Source organism: Candidatus Zymogenus saltonus, assembly GCA_016929395.1.
GTDB lineage: Bacteria > Desulfobacterota > Zymogenia > Zymogenales > Zymogenaceae > Zymogenus > Zymogenus saltonus.
In genome coordinates this window covers 35,370-57,754 of sequence record JAFGIX010000070.1, presented here as the reverse complement: position 1 = coordinate 57,754, position 22,385 = coordinate 35,370, and the positions used below count along the sequence as shown (strand labels likewise).

24 protein-coding genes are annotated in these 22,385 nt (G+C 49.3%); 10 read left to right on the top strand and 14 right to left on the bottom strand.

Features of this window, described 5'->3' with window-relative positions:
- Window positions 1-4 precede the first annotated feature (4 nt).
- From JW984_13790 to JW984_13755, 8 genes are all read right to left on the bottom strand, one after another.
- Window positions 5-1,243 (bottom strand): ABC transporter permease, encoded by a 1,239-nt coding sequence (locus JW984_13790; GenBank protein ID MBN1574265.1) that lies wholly within the window; start codon window positions 1,241-1,243, stop codon window positions 5-7.
- A 46-nt stretch (window positions 1,244-1,289) separates the two neighbouring features.
- The gene (locus JW984_13785) at window positions 1,290-2,060 is read right to left on the bottom strand and encodes an outer membrane lipoprotein-sorting protein (protein MBN1574264.1); all 771 of its coding nucleotides are present in this window, start codon (window positions 2,058-2,060) and stop codon (window positions 1,290-1,292) included.
- Between the two features lie 384 nt (window positions 2,061-2,444).
- Window positions 2,445-2,768 carry a transcriptional regulator gene (locus JW984_13780; GenBank protein MBN1574263.1) on the bottom strand — a complete coding sequence of 108 codons (324 nt, stop codon included), beginning with the start codon at window positions 2,766-2,768 and terminating at the stop codon, window positions 2,445-2,447.
- 112 nt (window positions 2,769-2,880) lie between these two features.
- Window positions 2,881-3,249 carry a hypothetical protein gene (locus JW984_13775; protein MBN1574262.1) on the bottom strand — a complete coding sequence of 123 codons (369 nt, stop codon included), beginning with the start codon at window positions 3,247-3,249 and terminating at the stop codon, window positions 2,881-2,883.
- 107 nt (window positions 3,250-3,356) lie between these two features.
- The gene (locus tag JW984_13770) at window positions 3,357-3,632 is read right to left on the bottom strand and encodes a TMEM165/GDT1 family protein (GenBank protein ID MBN1574261.1); all 276 of its coding nucleotides are present in this window, start codon (window positions 3,630-3,632) and stop codon (window positions 3,357-3,359) included.
- Between the two features lie 225 nt (window positions 3,633-3,857).
- Window positions 3,858-4,490, bottom strand: coding sequence for a hypothetical protein (locus JW984_13765; GenBank protein ID MBN1574260.1), 633 nt, complete (start codon window positions 4,488-4,490; stop codon window positions 3,858-3,860).
- Between the two features lie 33 nt (window positions 4,491-4,523).
- Window positions 4,524-5,177: a hypothetical protein gene (locus tag JW984_13760; protein MBN1574259.1), complete on the bottom strand. Its 654-nt coding sequence runs from the start codon at window positions 5,175-5,177 to the stop codon at window positions 4,524-4,526.
- A 220-nt stretch (window positions 5,178-5,397) separates the two neighbouring features.
- On the bottom strand, window positions 5,398-5,766 hold the full coding sequence (locus JW984_13755) for a hypothetical protein (GenBank protein MBN1574258.1): 369 nt from the start codon (window positions 5,764-5,766) through the stop codon (window positions 5,398-5,400).
- Window positions 5,767-5,943: 177 nt separating this feature from the next.
- On the opposite strand from JW984_13755, the gene JW984_13750 reads away from it, so the two are divergent.
- The 4 genes from JW984_13750 (at window position 5,944) to JW984_13735 (ending at window position 7,263) form a co-directional block, all read left to right on the top strand.
- Window positions 5,944-6,165, top strand: coding sequence for a hypothetical protein (locus tag JW984_13750; protein ID MBN1574257.1), 222 nt, complete (start codon window positions 5,944-5,946; stop codon window positions 6,163-6,165).
- Between the two features lie 147 nt (window positions 6,166-6,312).
- A complete protein-coding gene (locus tag JW984_13745; protein ID MBN1574256.1) occupies window positions 6,313-6,528 on the top strand; it encodes a hypothetical protein in 216 nt (71 codons plus the stop codon).
- A 59-nt stretch (window positions 6,529-6,587) separates the two neighbouring features.
- Window positions 6,588-6,980, top strand: a complete 393-nt coding sequence (locus tag JW984_13740) for a hypothetical protein (protein MBN1574255.1) — start codon at window positions 6,588-6,590, stop codon at window positions 6,978-6,980.
- On the top strand, window positions 6,940-7,263 hold the full coding sequence (locus tag JW984_13735) for a hypothetical protein (GenBank protein ID MBN1574254.1): 324 nt from the start codon (window positions 6,940-6,942) through the stop codon (window positions 7,261-7,263). Before JW984_13740 ends, JW984_13735 begins: the two co-directional genes overlap by 41 nt.
- A gap of 238 nt (window positions 7,264-7,501) precedes the next feature.
- Here the strand turns inward: JW984_13735 and JW984_13730 are convergent, their stop codons facing one another.
- The 6 genes from JW984_13730 to JW984_13705 all read right to left on the bottom strand — a co-directional run bounded on the left by JW984_13730 (window position 7,502) and on the right by JW984_13705 (window position 15,243).
- Window positions 7,502-8,641 (bottom strand): PAS domain S-box protein, encoded by a 1,140-nt coding sequence (locus JW984_13730; GenBank protein ID MBN1574253.1) that lies wholly within the window; start codon window positions 8,639-8,641, stop codon window positions 7,502-7,504.
- 218 nt (window positions 8,642-8,859) lie between these two features.
- On the bottom strand, window positions 8,860-9,519 hold the full coding sequence (locus tag JW984_13725; protein MBN1574252.1) for a hypothetical protein: 660 nt from the start codon (window positions 9,517-9,519) through the stop codon (window positions 8,860-8,862).
- 136 nt (window positions 9,520-9,655) lie between these two features.
- Window positions 9,656-10,288, bottom strand: coding sequence for a 4-vinyl reductase (locus tag JW984_13720; protein ID MBN1574251.1), 633 nt, complete (start codon window positions 10,286-10,288; stop codon window positions 9,656-9,658).
- Window positions 10,289-10,873: 585 nt separating this feature from the next.
- Entirely contained in the window at window positions 10,874-12,220 is a 1,347-nt protein-coding gene (locus JW984_13715; GenBank protein ID MBN1574250.1) for an AMP-binding protein, read from the bottom strand.
- A gap of 591 nt (window positions 12,221-12,811) precedes the next feature.
- Window positions 12,812-14,200 carry an amino acid permease gene (locus JW984_13710; GenBank protein MBN1574249.1) on the bottom strand — a complete coding sequence of 463 codons (1,389 nt, stop codon included), beginning with the start codon at window positions 14,198-14,200 and terminating at the stop codon, window positions 12,812-12,814.
- A 179-nt stretch (window positions 14,201-14,379) separates the two neighbouring features.
- Window positions 14,380-15,243 carry an amidohydrolase gene (locus tag JW984_13705; protein MBN1574248.1) on the bottom strand — a complete coding sequence of 288 codons (864 nt, stop codon included), beginning with the start codon at window positions 15,241-15,243 and terminating at the stop codon, window positions 14,380-14,382.
- A 272-nt stretch (window positions 15,244-15,515) separates the two neighbouring features.
- Here JW984_13705 and JW984_13700 point away from each other — a divergent pair, with 272 nt between their 5' ends.
- From JW984_13700 to trpC, 6 genes are all read left to right on the top strand, one after another.
- On the top strand, window positions 15,516-16,421 hold the full coding sequence (locus tag JW984_13700; GenBank protein MBN1574247.1) for a lysophospholipid acyltransferase family protein: 906 nt from the start codon (window positions 15,516-15,518) through the stop codon (window positions 16,419-16,421).
- A gap of 582 nt (window positions 16,422-17,003) precedes the next feature.
- The gene (locus JW984_13695) at window positions 17,004-17,951 is read left to right on the top strand and encodes a lysophospholipid acyltransferase family protein (GenBank protein ID MBN1574246.1); all 948 of its coding nucleotides are present in this window, start codon (window positions 17,004-17,006) and stop codon (window positions 17,949-17,951) included.
- Between the two features lie 428 nt (window positions 17,952-18,379).
- Window positions 18,380-19,870, top strand: a complete 1,491-nt coding sequence (gene trpE / locus JW984_13690) for an anthranilate synthase component I (protein ID MBN1574245.1) — start codon at window positions 18,380-18,382, stop codon at window positions 19,868-19,870.
- An 18-nt stretch (window positions 19,871-19,888) separates the two neighbouring features.
- Entirely contained in the window at window positions 19,889-20,506 is a 618-nt protein-coding gene (locus tag JW984_13685) for an aminodeoxychorismate/anthranilate synthase component II (protein MBN1574244.1), read from the top strand.
- The gene (trpD, locus tag JW984_13680; protein MBN1574243.1) at window positions 20,469-21,503 is read left to right on the top strand and encodes an anthranilate phosphoribosyltransferase; all 1,035 of its coding nucleotides are present in this window, start codon (window positions 20,469-20,471) and stop codon (window positions 21,501-21,503) included. Before JW984_13685 ends, trpD begins: the two co-directional genes overlap by 38 nt.
- A complete protein-coding gene (gene trpC / locus JW984_13675; protein MBN1574242.1) occupies window positions 21,496-22,305 on the top strand; it encodes an indole-3-glycerol phosphate synthase TrpC in 810 nt (269 codons plus the stop codon). The genes trpD and trpC overlap by 8 nt, the downstream gene beginning before the upstream one ends.
- The last annotated feature ends 80 nt before the right edge of the window (window positions 22,306-22,385 follow it).

Below are 22,385 nucleotides of genomic sequence, written 5' to 3'. Positions count from 1 at the left end.
TTCCCTATACATATCTCAAGGCCCTGACCGGCTTAAGGCGGGAAGCCTTTATAGCAGGATAGAGGGCGGACAGAAGCGTGGACAAAACGATGATTATATCTGTCAGTAAAAAGACCCACACATAGATCTTCGTATAAATATATGGATCCATCCCGAAGGTCTCGAGGCTTGCACTGTATGATGACAGGTCGAAAGGCACGACGGTGTAGTAGTAGGCTATCGCGAATCCAAGGATGTTTCCCACAATGACTCCAAGGACGGCGATGAAAAAGGACTCGGTGAGGATGAGCCTTACTAAATTTGCCGGTTTCGTCCCCAGCGCCATCATTACCCCGAACTCCCGGTAGCGCTCCATCACCGACATCAAGATGGTGTTCAATATCCCGAATATGACAACCAGCATTATCATCCCGAAAAAGATGTACCCGAAGACGTTGTCCAGCTCGATCACCTGAACGAGCTCCGGCAAGAGCTCGTCCCAGGTCATCACCTCGTATTCTTCGAGATCGACGATCCCCTTTATATCCCTGGCCACTTTCTTCAAGGCCCTCGATTCGGAGAGAAATAAGGAGACCTCAGAGACCCTGCCCTCCATCGACAGGAGGTACTGGACGGCGGCGAGATTTATGAAGGCCATGGACCTGTCCATCTCCGGCGATCCGCTCCTGAACGTCCCGGTAAGATTGTATACCTCCGCACTGATTCCCCCGTAGAAGTCCTGACAGATAACGACAATCTTGTCGCCCACGTCCACGTTCAGGTTCTTGGCCAGAGTCTCACCAAGAAATATCCCCTCCAGGTCGCCCGGCTTAAGATATTCTCCCCTAAATTTCTTCTTCTCGATGGAGCTGAATTTCAGCTCCCTCTCCGGCTCCACCCCGATCAGGAGGACACCGTCCGTATCGGCGCCGCTGGAGATAAGGGCGTCCACGTTCAGACGCCTGACGTACGCCTCGATCCGCTTGTCGTTGTCCAGGAAGCTTATCAGCTCCTCCGGGGGGGCGAAGCTCTTGTAGATCGTCTTGTCATCCCAGTACCCCAGGTCGTGGACCTGGAGGTTGCCGGTGTGAATCTTAAGGGTGTTGTCGATCATCTGCTCGTGCTCGCCCACGGCGAAACACCAGCTGAAGATCGAGAGCGTAACGGCAAAGACCACGGCGGAAACCGTGATTATCGTCCGCCTCTTGTTGCGCCAGATGTTCCTCCACGCCAGCTTGATGATAAGATACCTTCCATCTTCCATTTGGCTTAATCCCGTCATTTTTTTTTAAACAAAAATCTCCCGGAGCCTATTGTGAGGGGATTATACCCCTTTTCAGGTTCGAATACGAGAAGATTTTGTCGCTTATCGGCACATCGAACTTGATCTCGTCTACAATGACGATCGTCTTATGATTCTTTTTGTTCTTCGGCTCCATAGTCCAGACGGTGGGATACGCCCGTTTTCCCATCTTCACTATCTTGCTCATGGTCATGATCCTCATCAGCTTCCCCTTTTCGTCGTAATATTCGTACTTCAGCGGGGCGTAGTCGCTCACCCTGACATATACCAATATCTTCCCCCAGACCACCGGCGCATCCGGCTTTGCCGTAAGCTCGAGGGTATACGCCTCCCCCTCGCTCAACACGCTGTTCTCCAAAAGGAACGGCATGTAGTCATCCACGATGGACGACTCCCGAACGAGGTCGTCGTTCGTAAAGTCGGAGCCCATCCACGAATTCATCATCATAGATGGGGGTATATCTATGATCATTTCCGCCGAGTGAATGTAGTTCCACATGTTGTTTTCGACCTTAAGGAAGACCGTTCCCGCCTCTTTTGCGGGAGAGGTGATCTTTACGAGGGAGAGGTCCTGGCCCTTCTCCCAGTACTCCATTGTGATGGTCCTCTCAAAGTTCGGGTTGGTCACGATCATGGTAAGCTTTCCGATGTTGGACTGGCCTCTCATGATATCCTCGGCCCTTTTTACGATCTCCTCGGCCGTAAGCTCGGCAGCGATGGCCGCCTTAAAGAGTCCCATCGCCAAAACCGCTGCGAAAACCGCCGTTATTCGTTTCATTGTTTTCCTCCTGTGATAAGGGCTTTCTTTCCAATATTTTTCTGGATTCCCGATTTATCGGGAATGACAGTATTTTTTTATTGATTCCTTCTTCTTAAGGAAATGACATTTTTACCGTTTTTATCTGTATCCCCGCTTTGGCGAGTATGACCTTTGCTGTTTCAATCTTGATTCCCGTTCTCGCGGGATCAGCTTTCCTTTCACCCTTTCCTACTATTATTGTGACGACGCCTTTTTTACAATCCACAATCTTATTTCGGATTACAGCCTCCTGCCGTCAAACTGTTGCTATCCCAACCCCGCCATGACGACAAGTAACCACCCTTTGACATTTCACCACCAATCCGACCCTGGAATCATTAAAACGTCTTTGATACTACCATCTCATGACACGCTTTTCAAGAACTCCTCCAACGAATTAATGTACTCCTTGAACGCAAGCCTCCCCTTCTCGGAAATACTGTACGTTGTTCTCGGTTTGTTTGCCACAAACTCCTTTTTCATAAAAATATACTCATTCTTCAAGAGAACCTTCAGGTGCGCGTTGAGGTTGCCGTCGGAAAGCGAGAGGGACTTCTTAAGCTCCGTGAAGCCCGATTCCCCCTCCGCCATGAGCTTTGTCATTATCCCGAGCCTCGCCCTCTCGTGTATCACACGGTTTAAGGCATCGGTCAACGGCCCCTTCTCTTTTTTATCTTCATGAGTCATATCTATTCACAAAATAGTCTGTGACTTTCCAATATTAATTAAATATCGAGCAATTAAATGTCGAGCTTCTCATAATATTCACCGATCCCCAAAATTCCACCGACTCTCTAAGCTATATCAGGTAAATAGTAATCCCAAGCTGAAAGAGAGAGATGACCAGGGTCGAGACCAGGATGAAAAGGGAGATCGGCGTTTTAAATTCATCCCTACCTTTTGCCATGAAATAGGTGTGTATGGCAAAGGCGAATACGCCCACAAGGCCCAAGGCCAGCGAGAATATCAGCCCGGAGGCCGCCCCGCGGTCTAAAAGGACGGCCCCATAAATGGCCAGAAAAAAGAGGGGAAAGTGAAGTATCAGAAAGAAGGTTATCCCCCCCGGGATTCTCATGAGGTTCCACTCCTTCCAGTAGGCGGAGTCTACCTCGTGATTGATCAGGAAAACGGCGTTGACAAGATACACCCAGAACAGCAGCTCCCACATTTTTTTCTCCTTTTTAAGACAAACGGTTGTGTTTATAAAAGACACCCCGACCTATAATAAGCGGCTCTCTTGTGCCATCAGCGGCAAAATATTCCTGAGGCGGAGGTCTAAAACTTGCCGACGATTATCAATATCCCTACAACGACAAAGAGGCCGCCCGCCACATACTGAATAATGCTTGCCGACACGTACTTGGCAATAACACCGCCCAGCAATACCCCTATGAGAGACGTAAGTGCAAGGGCTAAAACCGATCCCAAGAATATCGAGAGGAGCCCCTTGTGGTTTTCCGCCGCCAGGGCCATGACCGCAAGCTGCGTCTTGTCTCCGAGCTCCGCCAAAAATATGGTTCCAAATACAGTGAAAAATAGCTTCAGGTCCATCAAATACTCCTTTGTTCCGAGACGGCCTCTATCTATTTGCCGCCCGATAATTTCCTTTCAAATCCATCTCAATTTCAATTAAAATCGCTCCCATTCTCGAAAAGAGTTCTTCCCCTTTCTAATTAAGTATTCAGCCAGATTCACCACTTGAAAACCGTTCCCAGTCAATGTCTCGAATCAAGCCAATCAACTTCTGCATTCTTTGAACCTCAAGACTCCAAACCCCTACTTCAGATTGCCCTCGTCAACCCCCCACGCCTCCGCATACTCCGGGTAGTTTTTGAAAAAGACAACCCTCACATCCTCCGGCGCCCGGTTTGCGGGACAAGACAAACAGAAACAGCGGCTGCACTGTGTCCTCTGCACCGTCCACACCCACACGAATCCCCCCCAGATTACGAGGAGAAGAAGGAGCCAAAGCCTCCCCACGATGAAAAATGGAATCGGGTAGAGAAAGAGGACGGCCACGTAGATAAGCCAGGCAGCCTTTTCAGCCCTGTTCAGCGGCTTTCGGTTGATCTTCGGGAGCTTGGGAAGCCCCCAGTTTGCGTGACACTTGAGGGTGAAGCCGTCCTCCGCGTAGTGGGGGCAGTGACGGCAGAGGAGATACGCCTCCACAAAACCGAAGAAGACAACGGCGAGCCCCGCCCATATCCAGAGCCCGGTCCAAAATTCCCCGATCACCATCCCGGCGATAAAGGGGATAAACCACGTAACAAACAGGACGGCGAAATCGATAAGGTCAAGCTCCGTGTGGACGCAGAGGAGCCTCCCCTCTATTTCGCAGCCTTCACAAGACCTTCTTACACACGCCTTTGCGGTCTCTTTGCTTACGTCAATTTTTTCCAAATCCGCCATAACGGCCTCCCAACCATCGAGAAAACGATTGACCTATTTCCTTCTCTTTGTCAGATAGGCCAAGCCCCAGAAGAGAGAGACGGCCCCCCCGAAACCGAGGCAGACAAGTCCCATCTCCGGCATGATAAACGCGATAATGGAGGCCACAAAGGTGAGGCCCCCGAATACCCATATCCCTCCCGGGAAAAAGAGGCCGGCCACAAACATCATGGCTCCGAGGATGAGAAGCCATGCGCCGGGGATATAGGAAGGGAATCCAATGTGTATCAGGAGGAGGGTCAAAATCAGGCCCTGGACGCTCATGACCGTCTCGGTCGCGAAAATCCTTACGGTCACGGTGGAGATGATAATCCTCCCGGTATCCTTGGCGCCCTTAAAGAAATAAAAGGTCTCAACGCCGGAGGCAAACGTAAAGACGATTATCCACAAGACCCAGAGTGTCTTTGAAACGCCGAGATCTGGGGGATGCGAGATTATCCGCTCGGTAAGCATTACTCCGATTATTATAGCGACTCCCCAGGCGATTCCCGACCAGCCCGATATGAAGAAATCCTTCGTCCCCTCCATCACCTCGCGGATGTACCTGATCTCCTCAAGAGCGATATCAACGCTTTCGGCGACGTTATTGACCGCCGCTTTATCGTCCCTTGTGCCTTTATCTGCATCCTTTTTTCCCCCTCTGCTCATTGTGTCCTCCAGTCTTCTTTTTCCAAAGTATCCATATCTCTCAAAAATTGCCACTTTGATTAATGACTTGATTTTCTTCCTACCCCGACCATCCTTTTCCTCGACATCTTTAGCATGAATCAACCGGTCAAGTCGCAGAGTCCTTTGTATTGCAAAGCTCTCTGCATATTAAATATCATGTGGGGTAATTGATGTCAAGAAAAAAATGGCCTTTTTTAGATTAAAAATCGGGGAGGATAAAGACCCCGAAGCGACGGATCAAGAGATACCAGAGAGTAAAGGTTGCGACGAGTAAGGTTACGATTACGACCGCGCGGACGGCCGGGTGGGCCGATTTCAGGGCGGACCTTCCCCTCTCGATCTTTTTAACTCTGTCTCCCCCGATTACGACGATCGCGGCCTCCATGATGTAGAGGAAGAACTTCAGCGTGACAAAGGCAAGGAGGATGGCCAAAATGACCCTGACCGAGAGCTCGGCGTTTTTGCCTATCGCCGGGGCGAAGACGACCATCAGGACGGCGACGCCCGTAACTGCCCCTATCGTGGCGACAACGATAAGGAGGAGCCTTATGTCTTCGGGGATTTTCATTTTCGTCTCACGGCCTGGTTTTTACCAATAGTATCAGATTTTTCCCTCGACATCCACGATTTTTATTAAGCGGGGTTTCCGACGTTTTTCCGTTATTGTCTGCCTTGACCGAATCAGCCGCAGGGTCTATAATTAATGTGAGGGGTCTTTTTGCCTCCGTGATTTGGGGGGTCAAGGGTGAAAATAAAGGTTGAGACCTACAGCGGGTACAAGGCGGACGAGCGGCCGACCGTGTTTTACATCGGCAACAGGAAACACCGGATCGTCGAGGTGACCGACCGCTGGTACGACCCTTCGGCCGATTACTTCAAGGTAAAGGCGGAGGACGGCGGGGTTTATATCTTGGTCCGCAATCGCGAGGGCGATTTCTGGGAGCTCAGGGGGTTTTTCAGGGAGTGAGGGATTTAAAAATTTAAAAGATAGAAAAACTTATAAAACAGCATTTTTTGTTTATTATTGGTAATATTTTAAATTTTTTACTTGACAGGACGTTACAATTATGTATAGTTTTATAAGTTTACCTTAAAATTGTATTAGGAGACAAGAATGAGTTCTTTAGCAGGGGTGATTACAGGTTTATCAGAAAAGGATTTGAGAAAATATGACTTCACTACCATAATGTCTAAGGATGAAGTCCGCTGGCCTCGAGGTGTTCAGCCACGCGGTAATCCTCGCCTTAGTGCCGGCATGATTATTGGCTTTGAAGACCGTGATGAAAAACGCCGTAAAATTAAGTCTTCTAAAACCAAGGGTTTCAAATAAGAAATTATATAAAACCTAATAATTAGTAATGCCTATAATTTATATAGAGGTATAAGTATATGGGATTGCCGTATTTAAACAATTTTGAAAGTGATTATAAATTTATAGTACAATTTTTTAGAGAGGAAATAAAGGGATTAGTTATTGCCGCAGAAAAGTTCGATATTAAACAAAACCTCTCCATAACTGCAATTTCTGAATTACGTTCTGCTTTTGACCACCTTATGAGGGCAGATTCCGCTAAATATGGTATATATTCCGAAGAAGAGATTTTCGAGGAAAGCGGATTAGGCATTGTTGAATATTATAAAACAAATTTAGATAAGGCATTGGCACATCTTTTTCGTGCTGGCTACGATGCATACGATATTATAGCAATAGGATTAATTGACCAAATTGATAGTATGTTAAATGAAATTTCTCCAAAAACATGTATATACAGTAATAACTGATGCCGCTCAACTACAAAAAAAATATGAAGACGCAAAAAAGCAGGCTTCAGAAGCAAAACTAAATAAGGATATAGAATCCGTTGAAACCGAGAGAGCTCATTTTAAGGAATATGAAAAGGCCGGAAAGGAATTGGTAGAAATAAAGGATGAGATCTTAAAATATTATACGCAACTTGTAAAATTTGATAAAACTTCTAAAAGGGAGAAAAATATCATTTTCATTTACGGTTTTCTTTCTTCCGGTATAATAGCGCTACTTTTTTATCTCCTATCAAGAATGTGATTTTTTCAAGCCATTTTTCAAATAATTATCCGTATTATCAACCGAAGGTTTTTATTCACGGATAACCGAGCAAAAACATTTCAAATTCCTCAAAATGTAAAAAAGCACTTGATTTGCACTGCTTAACGTCAGTCCCCTTCTATTTAAATTGTAGGATGAAATCATATACCACTATATCACTATATTTATTTATATTCCTTTTTCAAAACAGTCTATACACACCAATTCAAATAGTGTATCAACTATTCTCTTTATCCCGCTCCGGATAAAGCGTGACGGCGCAGTCGGGGCAGATGCCGTGGGTGAACTCCGCCTCGGAGCGCTCGCCGATGTATTGCTCTATTTGCCTCCAGTAGCCTTCATCGTCCCTTATCTTTTTGCAGTTTGCGCATATCGGCAGCAGCCCGGAGAGCTTCTTGACCTCGGAGAGGGCCTTTTGCAGCTCATTAATGAGTCTGTCTCTCTCCTCCTCTATCCGCTTGCGATCGGTTACATCTACAACCATGGAGCGGGATTCAACTATTCCCCCATCCTTATCTATAATTGTATTCACCGAAAGACTGACCCAGACTTCTGTATTATCATGTCTTCGCATCTTGAGTTCCACATCGTTCACCTTTTCTCCGGCAATAAACTTTTTAAAGACCTGTTCCGCCTTTGCCTTTCCTCCTGGAGAATCGGCATAGAGCATGAATACCGGCTGTCCTATAAGCTCCTCCCTTGAGCACCCGATCAGCTCTTCCGCGCGTCTGTTACATCCGTGTATAATTGAATCAGTCCCGACCGAGAAGTAGGCATTCGGCGCATTTTCGTACAGATCTCGAAATTTCTCTTCGATTTTTAAGCGTTCTTTCTCAATAAGCCTGCGTTCGGATATTTCCTTTGTCAGCAATTCCTGGTTGTAGATATTTTCAAGGTTTATCTGAACGGCGTCGCGGAATTTTCCCAGAAGCTCCCTGTAGAGGTCGGAGTAGGGATTCTCCTTTTTGTCGAGAACGCAGATGGTCCCGAATATCTGACCCGTGGGCCAAAACAGGGGCAGCCCCAAATATGAGATCATCCCCAACTCTATGTCCGGATTTTGACTCCATTTGGGGTCCTTCAACGCATTCTGAACAAGCAGCTCCCTTTGCGTATCCATAACCGTCTCGCAGTATAGACCGGTGTTAAGCTCTGCCGTTTCCCCCTCCTTGTAGATGTTCTCCACATTACTGCTCTTTGCGAATACCCCGATGTCCCTATCGTGGACCCTCATTATCAGGGCCACCGGCACATTGATGATCTTCGCGATCAGATCGAGGATCTTCGTCCAGTTTTCTCCGGTATTATCCGGTATCTCTATTGAGGTCAGGACGTCGTATTTCTGTTCTTTCGCCATATAAACCTTTTTCCAATTTATAAAACGTGTTTTTCAAAACGTTGGATCGAGCGGGCAATGTCAACAAGCGGATTTTAGGATCGCAACATGAGGGGTCACGGGCATCTCCACATCGGAGATGTGGACAGAATCGGAAGACTGCTTTTGAAAGTAAATTCAATCGAGATCGGGGCGAAAACTAATTACGGATTTCGACCGTCAGTTTCTAAATAATGTATCTACTCAAAAATGCCGATAACATGCTTGCAGTGATCGTGTCCCTCCTGCACCTGGCAATACTCCTCCTTTCCCCTTAATCGGGAGAGAAATCCCGTATCGGCGCCGTTTTTCTCCATGATCATCCTCAATATGGCGAGGATCCATCCCGTGTGATAATCGCAGAAGGTCTGGTTGAAGTTGATTTTAAGGCCCGGATTTTTTTGAATGCCGTATTTCATAATCTCCGGCACGGTGGTTGCGCATGGATGGTTTTTCATCTTGGAGACTATTCTCGGGTTTTCCAGATCGAGGTTTATCTCCTCGTAATGCAGATAACCCCAACCGGTGGCGATGGTTATCGTCTCGTGATATCTGAAGAGGCTCTCATCCCACTTCGCCATGCCGCTGCCCACGGTCTCCTCGGCAAATATCTCCCCCGAATGGTAGCCCCCCCTGTAAAACAGGTTCTTCACGCCGTTTTGTCCCATCATCTCGAAGACGGAAAGGGTCATGGGAGAAAACATCAGGTTTCTGGTGGCAAAGATCGCTTTATAGCCAAGAGATTTTACGAGCCCGACATCTTCCCCCTCTTCAATATGTTTCGTTTCGCCAACGATTACATCAAACATCCCCTTGGCGGTCACGAACGCATTTTTATCTATTATGAAGTCTTCGGCCATATTTAATTCCTCGGCATACGTTATAAATTTATACCCTAATACAATTCCTTTTCTATTCAAATATTTACCAATTTCGCCTGACCGACTTTATCCTTTTTTATATAGTCGAAAGAACAGCTTAAAAAATATCTTTATACTATCCTTCTATCTTGTATTTAATACTAAAGAGGCACTCATTATCTCCCACCAATCTGCACTTGGTCTCATCCGTCGACACCGTTACTTCGTTAAAGCAGTTACCTATTCCCTGCATTAAACCCTTTACGAAGGAGCATGAAGGCTTGGTAAATTTTTCCAGCTTTTTGTAGTCTTTTAAAAGCTCTTCACATTCCGTACAGTCCGGTCTGTGGATTAGTATCTCGTTTTTATGGGCGAAATGCTCCATGGTCTTTTCGGGATCGTATCCTGCGTTTGTTATGTACGCCTTATACCCCAATTTCATCTTCTCCACGGGGTCAAAATCCATTGCGACAAGTTTTCTCATGGGCTCGGAATTCACTAAAATATTTTTGACGGTAAATATCCCGCCTCGATACATAATAGTATCGTATCCAACGTTACCGATGACTTCCCGGACTCCGGTGTAAAGTCTCGTTACATCATCATAAGCAACCCTGGCATCGGGATCGTATTCCACGGGATTTTCCACCATCCAGCCAAGCCCCGCAAAACGAAGAACGGAATTCTTGCCGTTTTTGCCCAAAATATCCTCTATAGCATCCACCACAGATCGATAAGCTAAATGAGTGAGAGAATTGGCTTTCGTCATCGTTCGGCTCCTTTTTTTTCCCCTTATACATTCATCATCAGCATTAATCCAATATAGAGTAAGAATTTTACCGAGCTTACAATTCCAATTTTTTTATCAATATTAACCACTTCAAATAGCATGCCGCTTTAAGATGATCGAGGCTGTATTTAATTGATATTTTTAGATAATTTGTCCTTATAAAACCTCCTTGATCGGTGACGAAGACATTCCCGGAAAAATCATGTAATTACAATAACTTACAAAGTCTCCTTTTGGGCCTGAAAAATCCTTTTTCCGCTGCAAATAGCTCTTGCATAATATCCAATCTTACAATATTTTTCTTTCCTAAAGCTCGATTGATTTCTGGAATCGTTGCGAATGATATACATACAATAAAATATTCCAAATTACAATACAGAATATACCTAATATCCATCCCGATGTCCATCCTAATATAAATTCCACTTGGAATTTTTTAATAAGAAACCGACTCGATTCCAACTGCCGTTAAGTCTCCACAACCTACCCTACCATAGCCCCATGAAGCTTTTCGGAAAACTCGGGGTCATCGAAATTCATTTTTGGACTGTCCCGCAAATTTCTTTATTCTTTTTCCTTCTCATAAAGGCGCTCGAAGTAATCTATTTTATACTGGGATCGCTCCAGCGTCTGGGGAGGAATCATCTTGATCACCGGCGTAAAGACCAGCTTCTTTCTGATCTCTTCCCTTATCTCATTGGCCAGGACCTCAAGCTCTTCGGTCTTTACCTCTTCCCCGTATTCCACCTTTATCTCGAGGTTGGTCCCGACCGCCGGGCCCGGCTTATAGAGGACTATTCTCATCTCGCCGGTGGTCCTCGGCATGAAGGACGAGATGACGTTCTTGACCGCCGCCGGAAAGACGTTGACCCCCTTGACCTTCAGCATGTCGTCGGTCCTTCCGATCACGTAAAAGCGCATCGACGTCCTGCCGCAGGCGCACTTCGTAAAATACGCCCTTACGAGGTCCCGGCACCTGTAGCGGATAACGGGGGTGGCCTCCCTCTTTATCGTCGTGTAGACGATCTCCCCCTCGACGCCGTCCTCACGTTTTACGGGCTCCAAGGTGACCGGATCGACGATCTCAGCCGTAACCAGCCCCGGCGAGCAGAGGTGCATCCCGTCGACCCGATCGCATTCGCTGGCCAGGTCCGCGGCCACGTCCGCCAGGCCGTAGAAGTTCCTGACCACTATTCCCCACGTCTCCTCTATGAAGGCCCTGTCCTCGTCGTTCATCGCCTCCCCCGCCAGGAATCCCTTCTTGAACCCGAGGTCTATCGGCTCCATCTTCAGGTTGTCCCTCACGTAGTCGGTGAGAAATATCGTGGCGGACGGCGAGGCGAAGAGGACCGTGGGACGGAACTCCAGTATAATCTCGAAGAGCTTATCTATCCCCGTGGTTACCACGGGCGCCGGAATTACGCAAAAACCCATCGCCTCGGCCGATACCGACTCCGAGAGTCCCCCCACAAACAAGGCGAAGTTAGCGGGGTTAACGAATGAATCCCCGGGCCTTATCCCCCCCGTGTAGGCGTGCCGGGCAAACAGCTCCTTCCAGACCTCCGCGTCGTTGTAAGTAAGGCCTATATAAAGGGACTTGCCCGTGGTGCCGCTGGTGCCCTGTATCCTCACAAGCTCCTCCTTTGCGCAGCACTGGTGACCGCCGAGACCGCCCACCTCCTCCTGGGTCTTTCTGAGGTCGTCCTTTGTAACAAAGGGGAATTTTATGAGGTCCTCCATCGATTTGAAATCCTTGGGCATAACACCCGCCTCGTCCCACATCGCCCGGTAAAAGGGGGACCTCCCATAAATATATTCAAGCTCCTTCTTCAACAACCCCTCCTCGAGCTTCTTCAGCTTCTTCGGGGCCATCGTCTCCATCTCCTCGTTCCAATATCTCCTTTCAGCCATTAACAGTCCTCCTTACAACGTAAACTCACAACATCAGTTCACGCCAAAATATTTTATTTATCCTTTATAATATACAATTGGTCTTATCGTATAGACCATAAAAATGCCCCTTCAATATGTCAGGGACTTTAATCCTTTGGATATATCAATCGATATTCTGTTTTGCGATATACTATTGTATCCCCGGAGGGTGGTCAGGGAAAAAACTTCGATCAGTAAAACATCCTGCCGTCCTATTTCACGGGGAATATACTCCTTTTGGCGGTCAACGTAAATTCCAATGATTAATTGCCGACAATACAAAGGGGAATCTTTTAATAAATCCCTCCGGCCGGCGAGCCCATAAACGGAATGTTTCTCAAGGAATTTTTAGTATCAACATCACTCTAAACCGTCTTCAACCGCTTTTTTTATTCAACGGGAAAAAACAATTTCTTACAATCAGACTCCCCGGGCGAGCGAATTTGGACGAAGAACGACAATTTCGGCGGAATTATAACGATTCCCATACGTATAGTATTTACGGCACACTCGACTTACATCATAATCGACCTCGGATAATTTTGACTTTAAGCTGCGGTTGCACCACTCTTATTTCTTCACCGTCACATCCAAATCCCTCTTTCTGGCAACTGCGAAATAATAAATGAGGCCAACGGCCGCAAGCCCGAAGAAGAGCACACTTCCAACCAGCTCCTTGTCTTCGATCAGGACGTAGATGGAGATGAGCTCGGCGGCGATCGATCCGATAAGCGCCAGTACCGCCACAAACAGGTACATCGGGACCTTGTAGGGCCTCTCCATTTTCGGCTCCTTTACCCTTAATATAATCAGGGAGAGACAGACCATTATGAAGGCCACAAGTATCGCTGAAGAGCCTACCTTCATGAGCGCCAGTAAAAACGGGAAGAACGACCCTAAAATACCAAAAATCGTCAGTACCACTATTCCCACATGGGGAGTCCCGAACTTGGGGTGGACTTTTCCGAGGACCCTCGGCAGGACGCCGTCATTTGCCATCCCCATCATCAGCCTCGACGAGCCGATCATGAAGGCGTTCAGCGTCGTGATAAGCCCCATGAGACCGGCCACGATGATTACCTTGGAGAGGGTCGGGCCCAGGGTCATCTCGGCAATCGGCAGGATCGGGACTTCGACCTTTGCGGCCCCGTACGCCACTACGTCGGTATACGGCACCACGCTGGAGGAAATAAAGAAAACACCGGTGTAGAATATGAGAACAAAAAGCACGGACAGAGGTATAAGAAAGACGACCTTTCTGATCGGGGACTTGATCTCCTCGGCCGCTTGGGGGACTATGTCAAATCCCATGAACGCCAGCATGGCTATGGGCACCATCATCAGCATCCCGCCGGCTCCCTTGTCGAAGAAGGTATCGGAAAACATATTCAGATTTACATAAGGGACACTCCCGACCACGTAGACCGCAATCCCCAAGAAAAGGAGTACCGTAAAGATAAGCTGGGCGATGGCGGATATGCGAATCCCCGTGTAGTTGACCGCCCCGAAGAAGAGGGCCACGATTATTCCGGTGATTATCATGGCGACCGGAGGCAAGGTATACCCCCAAAGGTTGTAACCGCTTTCCACCCAGGACTCCGGCATCAGCGAGCTTGCGACCTTGGAAAATATTATCACCTCGAACGGCATCATGGAGGAATAGGCGATAATCAGAAACCACCCGGTGACAAAGCTTGCGAACCCCCCCATCGCCCTCTTCGTGTAGTGATATTCGCCCCCGGCGTAGGGCATTGCGGCGCAGAGCTCCGCGTAACAGAGCCCTATGAGGACCGAGAAGAACGCCGCGATAATACCGGAGAGGATCACGGCAGGCCCGGCGTAATCAAACAGCTTGTCGATAATGGTGGCCCAGGCCATCCCGACCATGGCCCCCGTTATAAGGGTAAAAACGGTTATCAGAGTAAGGCCCCTAACGAGCTTCCCCTTTTCTTGAGTCATGACTCACCCTCCAATAAAAAAATGGTAATAGATAATATAAGAAACACAATATATAACAAAGCGGGAAAGACTATGACGTCTGTTTTGGGAGTGTAACAGGAGAGCATGAATTTAAGTGATCAAAAGGAAATGTAAAAGGTTTTGTTGTCAATCGTCCATACCGCTTCAACCTCTCTTTCTCAATCCTCCAATTTAAGGAGTTTCTTGGCATTTTCGCCAAACCACTTCTTTTCAACTTCAGGCTTTAGATGAAGCCCCCTTACGTCGTTGACCGCTTCGTGGAACATAACAAGCGGCCATGCCGTGGCAAAGAGGATCTTATCCTTGAGGATATTATTGCCGTAGTGGACAAGGGGCGCCCAGCCGGTCTCTATCATGCCCATATATTTGGGCCTGACTCCGGAGATATCCGCGTATACATTCGGGTGACGCCACAGCACGGCCACCATCTCGGTAACCCAGGGCCACCCGGAATGGCCGGCCACGATCTTCAACTCCGGGTACCTCACGGCAACCCGATCCAAGATCAGCGGCCTTCCGTATTCCATGGGGATGAGGTGGGAAAAATTCAGTGATGTGTGTATCCAGATCGGTATATCAAGCTCGATACATTTCTCGTAGATGGGAAAGTACCTTTTGTCGTCCGAAAAGAGGTTGTGCTCCCAGGGGGCGACCATAACACCGGAAAGGCCCTCCCCGACCATCTTCACGATCTCCCTTACCGCTTTCTTCCCTTTATGGGGATCGGCCCCCGCAAAACCCCTGAGCCTGTCAGGATATTTTTGCACAAGATCGAGGACTATCTCGTTAGGTATCTTCCTGTTGTATGTCGTCTCCATATCCTCGCCGAAAATTACGGCGATATCTATCCCGGCGTGATCCAAAAGGGAGAAAAAATCGTCGATGGTCAGTTTGGCAAGCTGTTCTAAATCTTCGATATTTCCGCCGTAAAGGCGAAAATAGCCTTCAAGATGCTTAGGCACATCCCTAAAACCGGAGAGGACCTCCTTTGCCGGAGGGGTAACGCAAAAATCGATAATCATTCCTGCATACCACTGCACTAAAGATTATTTTTCATATGATATTTTAAGTAACATAATATGTCAAGAAAATGACGGTAAAAAAGTCGTTAGGTACATTTTAGGTATCTGTAAAAATGTCGTTCTCATTAAGCCGTCAAATCCAAAACCATATTTTAGATTTTTAACAAAAACCGACCGACCGGCTTCATCATAAGTACATTTTTATTGACTTATAAGCCCAAAAATATTATATTCGGGCTACAAAAACTATTTATTAAAATTTTACTATATCTATGAAAGTACCATTTAAAAGACTAAGAAGTGCCCTGGGCGAGATAGTGATCTCCTTTGTTCAGTTCTTCTTCACAAGAACCCCCCTCTTTTTAACCCGCTTTATCTCGGATTCTCTCTTTTTAATTCTTTACCCCTTTTTGTATCGCATTCCATCCCTTCGCAGGCAGCTTTTCGGAAATCTCCGCATCGCCTTCGGGGATCAGCTGACAAAATCCGAGACAAGGCGCCTCTGCCGAAGTTTTTTAAAATCCCTCTTCAGGATGCCGGGGGAAATTCTCTATTACGGCCACCCGAAAAATCACGATAAGCTCAAGCGGGATATTACCATCTCGGGAAGGGAGCATTTAGAAGAGGCACTGAAAGAGGGTAGGGGCGTCATCGGCCTTGGCTCACACATGGTGGACTTCATGCTGCTGACCGTGAGGCTCGCCCAGTCGGACATGCCCTTTATCGTCCCGACAAAGGCCCCGAGGAACAAGTTCTTGAAAGAAAAATACAGCGAGTGGTGGAGCATCAGCGGCGTAAAATATATTGACGTGGACGATCGGGAAAGGGCGAGGGATGACATTTTGAGCTCACTGAAGGACAACATGCTCGTCTACCTCATCGCCGACGAGAGAAAAAAGAGGGACGGCATCTCCGTGCCGTTCTTCGGAAAGCCGGCCCTGACCGCAAAAGGTCCGGCCGTCCTCTCCTTGACAACAGGAGCCCCAATAATCCCGATATACATCAACCATGAGGATGGCTGCGTTATCGATATCCTCCCCAGAATAGAATACGAGCCAACCGGGGACGAAAAAGAGGATATCTACCAGATAACGGCAAAGGTCAACAAGTCGATCGAGGACTACATAAGGAAGTACCCCGACCAGTGGATATGGTTGAATCCCAGGTGGAAGATGTAGGCGGGACATGAGCAACCCGTCCGGCTCAAGCCGGGGTAAACCGAACCATAATCCCAAGCCAAATAAAGGTCGTCACCCCTCTCTTGAACCTGCGGCAAAACGTTAAGACTCCCTTTCGGTCATATCGGGCGAGGCGGGAAATATTCGGCTTTTTGACGGCTCCATCCGAGACCCTTCGTCACTTATTAAAATCCCCACATAATCCTATATCACTCCCAAACAGGAGATTTTTTAAGAATCATTCTATTTGCATCACATCTCAATTGGAGGGGCAAATCGAAGGGGATCTATTAAACGAGTCCAGACAATAAACCCGCCCTACTTCTCCGGCTTATCCTCTTTGTGCCGATCCTCGGCACATCCGTCGGGCCTCAGTCAGGTCTTGACACCGAACCTGGGTAGTATAACCCCCTGGAGGAGAAACCATATCAGCAAAAAACCTATCAGTATCATCAGCTCTTTCATGCCCCTTTAGATGTAGATTTGCCCTAACGGATTCAACATTTTTCAAATCCCACTGACTTAATAAGTTGACTTTCTGGACGTAAGCGTATAAAATTTAGAGTTTAAATTGGTGAATCCATGAAGAGCTTTCTGAAAAAATTACGCTACGATATCGGCGGGTTTTTCATAGGGATAGCGGAATTCATTATCCCGAAGATACCGCTCAAGATCACCAACACGATCATGTACATGATCTATTGCCCGCTATACCCGGTTGTTTATCTCATTCCGGACATCAGGAAAATAGTAATTCCGAATATCGACATCGTCTTCGGGAGCGACCTTACGAGAAGGGAGAGGCGGAAGTTCATAAAAAGCGTGTTTTGGAATCTTTCCAAGACATTTCCCGATCTCATTTACTACTTGAATCCGAGAAATCACCAAAAGATCATTGAAAACTGTCCCATCTCGGGCATAGAACACCTGGAATCGGCCTTAAAGAAGGGAAAAGGCGCCATTCTCTTAAGCGCCCACTTGTCGAACTTTGTCCTCATGATCGTAAGGCTCACAATGACCGGGATCCCCTTTAATGTGGTCCTGAAGGATCCGAGCAACGAAACGTTAAAGGGCGTGTACAAACGCTATCAAGAGATATGCGGGATCGAAAGAATAGACGCCGACAAGGGGTTTAGCGCCACAAAGGATATCTTGAGGGCCCTGAAAAACAACGAGATAGTAATCATCGTCGCCGACGAGAGGAAAAAGCGCGATGGGATAATCGTCCCCTTCTTTGGAAGGGACGCATTGACGGCCCCAGGCCCCGCCATCCTGGTTCTCCGCTCCGGGGCGCCCATAGTCCCCGCCTTTATCCACGTGGTAGAGGACTCGAAATTCGATATAGAGATATTCCCGCCGATCGAGCCGGAGCTGACCGGAGACAAAGAGAAGGACATTTACAACATATCCCTCATCATGAACGAGGTGATAGAGAAACAGATCCGAAGATACCCGGACCAGTGGGCATGGACGAATCCCCGCTGGAAGGGAGCGGGGAGACACGGGACGAGACACGAGAGGACCAAATAAAATCCTTCTTGACGCAGTTTTATTAATATGCTCATTGATGTAAAACCGCCTCCTCCCGATTTCTTCGCCTTTTTATGGGGAAAATAGCCTTAAACTCAAAAAAACACTTGACAAGAAAGAAGAAACCGGTATAATTTCCCCTCAAATGTAAATTTAACAGGTACTCAGGTTGATCAGCAAATCTTTTAACAAGATTTTTAACAAGACTTCCAAAAAGAATATTTCGGTTTATTCTTGGGCGTGGCAGAGCCACATATGGAGGGGTTCGCCGGCCTAAACCTGTTTTTTTAAATAGCTGATTTTTCAGGCCGTGGACGAAACTCATTCTCCACGGCTTTTTTGCGCCTGAAAGTTATGGCCCAAAAGTTGTGGATATGAACCGTCCACAACTTTTTTTATTTTCAAAAGTGACCCAAAGGAACCCGGATATGATCACACCGACCTTTCAGGAATTCGAGAGACTGTCGATGGAGGGAAACCTGATCCCCGTTTATCAGGAGATACTGGCTGACCTGGAGACGCCTGTCTCCGCCTTCAAGAAGCTCAACGGCGCATCCCCGTCGTTTTTGCTGGAGAGCGTGGAGGGAGGGGAGAAGTGGGGGAGGTACAGCTTCCTCGGGATCGGCCCGGCGATGATATTTCGCTCAAAGGGAAATATGATAGAGGTTTTGAAGAACGGCGAGCTCCTCTACACAACGAAGGAGGATGACCCGCTGTCGAAGCTGAAAGAGATCATGGACCGCTACCGCCCGGTGGTGGATGTGCCCGGCCTCCCCAGGTTCTACGGCGGGGCCGTGGGATACCTGAGCTACGACATGGTGAGGTTCATGGAGAATATCCCGAATTCAAAGCCGGATGACCTCAAGACCTACGATTCATACTTCATAATCCCCTGCAATGTGGTGGTATTCGACAACGCGAGAAACACCATGAAGCTCGTGGCGAATGTCTTCCTGGACAGCTCGTCGCCCCCCGAGGACTCATACGTCGAGGCGACGTCCACGATAAACCGCATGATCCACAAGCTGGGTCAGCCACTTAATCTTACGAAGCTCAAGTCCGACGACGGCGTGCCCCTCTTCGTTGACTCGAACTTCAACGAGAGGGACTTCACCGAAGCCGTGGACAAATGCAGGGAATACATAATCAACGGCGACATCATTCAGGTCGTCCTCTCCCAGCGCTTCGAGATGGAGATCGACGTGGAGCCGTTCGAACTCTACAGGGCGTTGAGGATAATCAATCCCTCCCCTTACATGTTCTATCTCCAGTTTGAAGAGTTGACGCTCGTGGGGTCATCCCCGGAGGTCCTGGTGAGGAAGGAGGGGGAGAGGGTCGAGGTCAGGCCGATCGCGGGCACCCGTCCCAGGGGAAAGAGTGCGGACGAGGACGAGAGGCTGATGGAAGACCTGCTTTCCGACCCTAAGGAGCTGGCGGAGCACGTCATGCTCGTTGACCTCGGCAGGAACGACCTCGGGCGGATAGCTCAGTTCGGGAGCGTCAACGTCGCAAACCTCATGCGAATAGAGAAATACTCCCACGTCATGCACATCGTCTCCGATGTGGAGGGAAGGCTTAAAAACGGGCATAACTCGTTCGATGTCCTGAGGGCCGCCTTTCCCGCCGGCACGCTGACGGGGGCGCCCAAGGTCAGGGCGATGGAGATCATCGAGGAGATCGAGCCGGTGAGGAGGGGCACCTACGGGGGGGCCGTGGGGTACTTCAGCTTCTCCGGGAACATGGACATGTGCATAACGATAAGGACGATGCTGGTTATGAACGGAAAGATCTACCTGCAGGCCGGGGCGGGGATAGTCTACGACTCCGACCCGAAGATGGAATACAAAGAGACCCAACACAAGGCCAAGGGGATGCTGAAGGCGGTGGAGATGGCCAGAAAGAACATGAAGCTAAGATAGCGACAGGGGGAAAAAGAGATGATCCTCGTGATAGATAACTACGATTCCTTTACGTACAACCTGGTCCAGTACCTGGGTGAGATGGGCCGGGAGATGGAGGTCTACAGGAACGACGCGATCACGGTAGACGAGGCGGTCAAGATCGATCCCGATTTCATCGTCATATCTCCGGGGCCGGGAGCCCCCGACTCGGCGGGCGTCACGATCGACCTGATAAGGCGGTTTGCCGGCGTCAGGCCGATTCTGGGGGTGTGTCTCGGCCATCAGGCTATCGGCGCCGCCTTCGGCGGGAAGATTGTCCGGGCCCAAAGGATTATGCACGGCAAGACCTCCATGATATTCCACAGCGACGACGAGCTCTTCGTCGAGATCCCGAATCCCTTCAGGGCCGTCCGCTACCACTCCCTCGTTATCGATCCCGACTCCGTGCCGGACTGCCTCGAGGTGACGGCGAGGACCGAAAGGGACGAGATAATGGGGATAAAACACAAAGAGCATCCCGTGTACGGGATCCAGTTCCATCCCGAGTCGGTCATGTCCGATTACGGGAAGGAGCTTTTGGCGAACTTTCTTGAAATAGCAAAAAGAGGAGAAAGTCATGATCAAGTCAACCTTAAACAAGATAGCATCGGGTGAGGACCTTACCCGGAGCGAGATGGAGGGGGCTATGAGCGAGATCATGGGCGGCGAGGCCACCCCCGCCCAGATCGGCGGCTTCATAACCGGATTGAGGATCAAGGGCGAGACGGTCGACGAGATTGCCGGCGCGGCTGCGATCATGCGCGAAAAGGCCGTGAAGATCAATCCAAAGGTCGCAAACGGGAAGGTCGTAATCGACACCTGCGGGACGGGGGGTGACGGCAAGAACACGTTCAACATCTCGACCGCGGCGGCGCTGGTGGCGGCGGGCGCCGGGGCCGTGGTCGCAAAGCACGGCAACAGGTCGGTATCGAGCAGGTGCGGAAGCGCCGACGTCCTGGAGGCGCTGGGGGTGAACATCGATCTCGAGCCCAAAGAGGTCGAGAAGTGCATCGAGGAGGTGGGAATCGGGTTCCTCTTCGCCCCGAAGCTCCACGGCGCCATGAAGCACGCCATAGGCCCGAGAAAGGAGCTCGGCATAAGGACGATCTTCAACATCCTGGGGCCTCTCACCAACCCCGCGGGGGCAAGCGCCCAGCTTCTGGGCGTTTATGATCCTAATCTCGTTGAGGTGATCGCGAAGGTCCTCAATGCATTGGGGTCGGCGCGGGCGATGGTGGTAAACGGCTCCGGCACCGACGAGCTCACCACCGCCGGGCCGTCGGCCGTATCGTACCTGAAGGACGGCGGGATAGAGAATTTCACGGTAGAGCCGGAGAAGTTCGGCCTCAAAACCACAAGGCTTGAATACCTCAGGGGAGGCGACAGCGCCGAAAACGCCATGATCATCAGGAATATCTTCCAGGGTGCCGACGGCCCCAAGCGGGACGTTGTCGTATTCAACAGCGCCGCGGCCCTGATTGTGGCTGGACTCGCCCCGGACTTCGAGGCCGGAATCGAGATGGCGGCCGACACAATAGACGGCGGCCTCGCAAAGAAGACGCTCGAGAGGCTTGTGGAATTTACAAAGGCTCACGGTCAAAAGAATGGATAAAACGAAACAAACGGGAGACAGAAACATCCTCGAGAGGATAGTCTCCGGGCGGCGGGAATACGTAGAGACCTTGAAAGGGGACGTGAAGCTTAAGGAGTTCAAGGGCCGAATCTCCGACATGGAGAAACCCAGGGGATTCATACGGGCCCTCAACTCCGGACGGGAGATAAATATCATCGCCGAGGTGAAGGGGGGAAGCCCGTCGGCGGGGATTATCAGAAACGACCTCGACCCGGGCGGGCTCGCCGCCGTATTCGAGGAGAACGGCGCGGCCGCGGTATCCGTCCTTACGGAACCGGAGTTCTTCGGCGGAAGCGATCGGTTTATCATTGACGCCAAGGAGAGAACGAAAATACCGGTTCTCCGCAAGGATTTTATCATCGATCCCTTCCAGGTATACGAGACGAGGGCGCTCGGTGCGGACGCCCTACTCCTCATAGTCGCTGCCCTCGATCCGGCCCTTTTAAGGGAACTAAAGGAGACTGCAAACGAGCTGGGCCTCGACTGCCTCGTTGAGGTGCACGACGCCGATGAGGTCGAGACAGCCCTGACGGAGGGGGCGGAGCTTATCGGCATCAACAACAGGGACCTCAAGACCTTTACCACCGACCTCAACACGTCGATAAATCTCTCGAAGATGATCCCCGAGGAGAAGACGGTGGTAAGCGCCAGCGGGATCAACGGCTTTGACGATATTTTTTTCCTGATGCGCTCCGGCATCCGCTCCTTCCTCGTGGGGGAGAGCCTCATGCGGGCGAAAAATGTAGGCGGGAAGATGAGGGAGCTTCTGGGCCTCGGCTGAGTTGGCCAGTCGGGGAAGGGGGGAGTCGAATTTTTGTGGGGACGAGAGGGAGTATAAATGAATCCGCACCACAGGCAATT

Excerpts from the sequence above, each read along its gene's own strand:
- JW984_13745 (MBN1574256.1), top strand. The coding sequence starts at position 6,313 with ATGAGTTCTTTAGCAGGGGTGATTACAGGTTTATCAGAAAAGGATTTG.
- JW984_13735 (MBN1574254.1), top strand. The coding sequence starts at position 6,940 with ATGAAATTTCTCCAAAAACATGTATATACAGTAATAACTGATGCCGCT.
- JW984_13780 (MBN1574263.1), bottom strand. The coding sequence starts at position 2,768 with ATGACTCATGAAGATAAAAAAGAGAAGGGGCCGTTGACCGATGCCTTA.
- JW984_13785 (MBN1574264.1), bottom strand. The coding sequence starts at position 2,060 with ATGAAACGAATAACGGCGGTTTTCGCAGCGGTTTTGGCGATGGGACTC.
- JW984_13790 (MBN1574265.1), bottom strand. The coding sequence starts at position 1,243 with ATGGAAGATGGAAGGTATCTTATCATCAAGCTGGCGTGGAGGAACATC.
- JW984_13685 (MBN1574244.1), top strand. The coding sequence starts at position 19,889 with ATGATCCTCGTGATAGATAACTACGATTCCTTTACGTACAACCTGGTC.
- JW984_13730 (MBN1574253.1), bottom strand. The coding sequence starts at position 8,641 with ATGGCGAAAGAACAGAAATACGACGTCCTGACCTCAATAGAGATACCG.
- trpC (MBN1574242.1), top strand. The coding sequence starts at position 21,496 with ATGGATAAAACGAAACAAACGGGAGACAGAAACATCCTCGAGAGGATA.
- JW984_13705 (MBN1574248.1), bottom strand. The coding sequence starts at position 15,243 with ATGATTATCGATTTTTGCGTTACCCCTCCGGCAAAGGAGGTCCTCTCC.
- JW984_13775 (MBN1574262.1), bottom strand. The coding sequence starts at position 3,249 with ATGTGGGAGCTGCTGTTCTGGGTGTATCTTGTCAACGCCGTTTTCCTG.
- JW984_13755 (MBN1574258.1), bottom strand. The coding sequence starts at position 5,766 with ATGAAAATCCCCGAAGACATAAGGCTCCTCCTTATCGTTGTCGCCACG.
- trpD (MBN1574243.1), top strand. The coding sequence starts at position 20,469 with ATGATCAAGTCAACCTTAAACAAGATAGCATCGGGTGAGGACCTTACC.
- JW984_13770 (MBN1574261.1), bottom strand. The coding sequence starts at position 3,632 with ATGGACCTGAAGCTATTTTTCACTGTATTTGGAACCATATTTTTGGCG.
- JW984_13760 (MBN1574259.1), bottom strand. The coding sequence starts at position 5,177 with ATGAGCAGAGGGGGAAAAAAGGATGCAGATAAAGGCACAAGGGACGAT.
- JW984_13725 (MBN1574252.1), bottom strand. The coding sequence starts at position 9,519 with ATGGCCGAAGACTTCATAATAGATAAAAATGCGTTCGTGACCGCCAAG.
- JW984_13765 (MBN1574260.1), bottom strand. The coding sequence starts at position 4,490 with ATGGCGGATTTGGAAAAAATTGACGTAAGCAAAGAGACCGCAAAGGCG.
- JW984_13695 (MBN1574246.1), top strand. The coding sequence starts at position 17,004 with ATGAAGAGCTTTCTGAAAAAATTACGCTACGATATCGGCGGGTTTTTC.
- JW984_13710 (MBN1574249.1), bottom strand. The coding sequence starts at position 14,200 with ATGACTCAAGAAAAGGGGAAGCTCGTTAGGGGCCTTACTCTGATAACC.
- trpE (MBN1574245.1), top strand. The coding sequence starts at position 18,380 with ATGATCACACCGACCTTTCAGGAATTCGAGAGACTGTCGATGGAGGGA.
- JW984_13700 (MBN1574247.1), top strand. The coding sequence starts at position 15,516 with ATGAAAGTACCATTTAAAAGACTAAGAAGTGCCCTGGGCGAGATAGTG.
- JW984_13720 (MBN1574251.1), bottom strand. The coding sequence starts at position 10,288 with ATGACGAAAGCCAATTCTCTCACTCATTTAGCTTATCGATCTGTGGTG.
- JW984_13740 (MBN1574255.1), top strand. The coding sequence starts at position 6,588 with ATGGGATTGCCGTATTTAAACAATTTTGAAAGTGATTATAAATTTATA.
- JW984_13715 (MBN1574250.1), bottom strand. The coding sequence starts at position 12,220 with ATGGCTGAAAGGAGATATTGGAACGAGGAGATGGAGACGATGGCCCCG.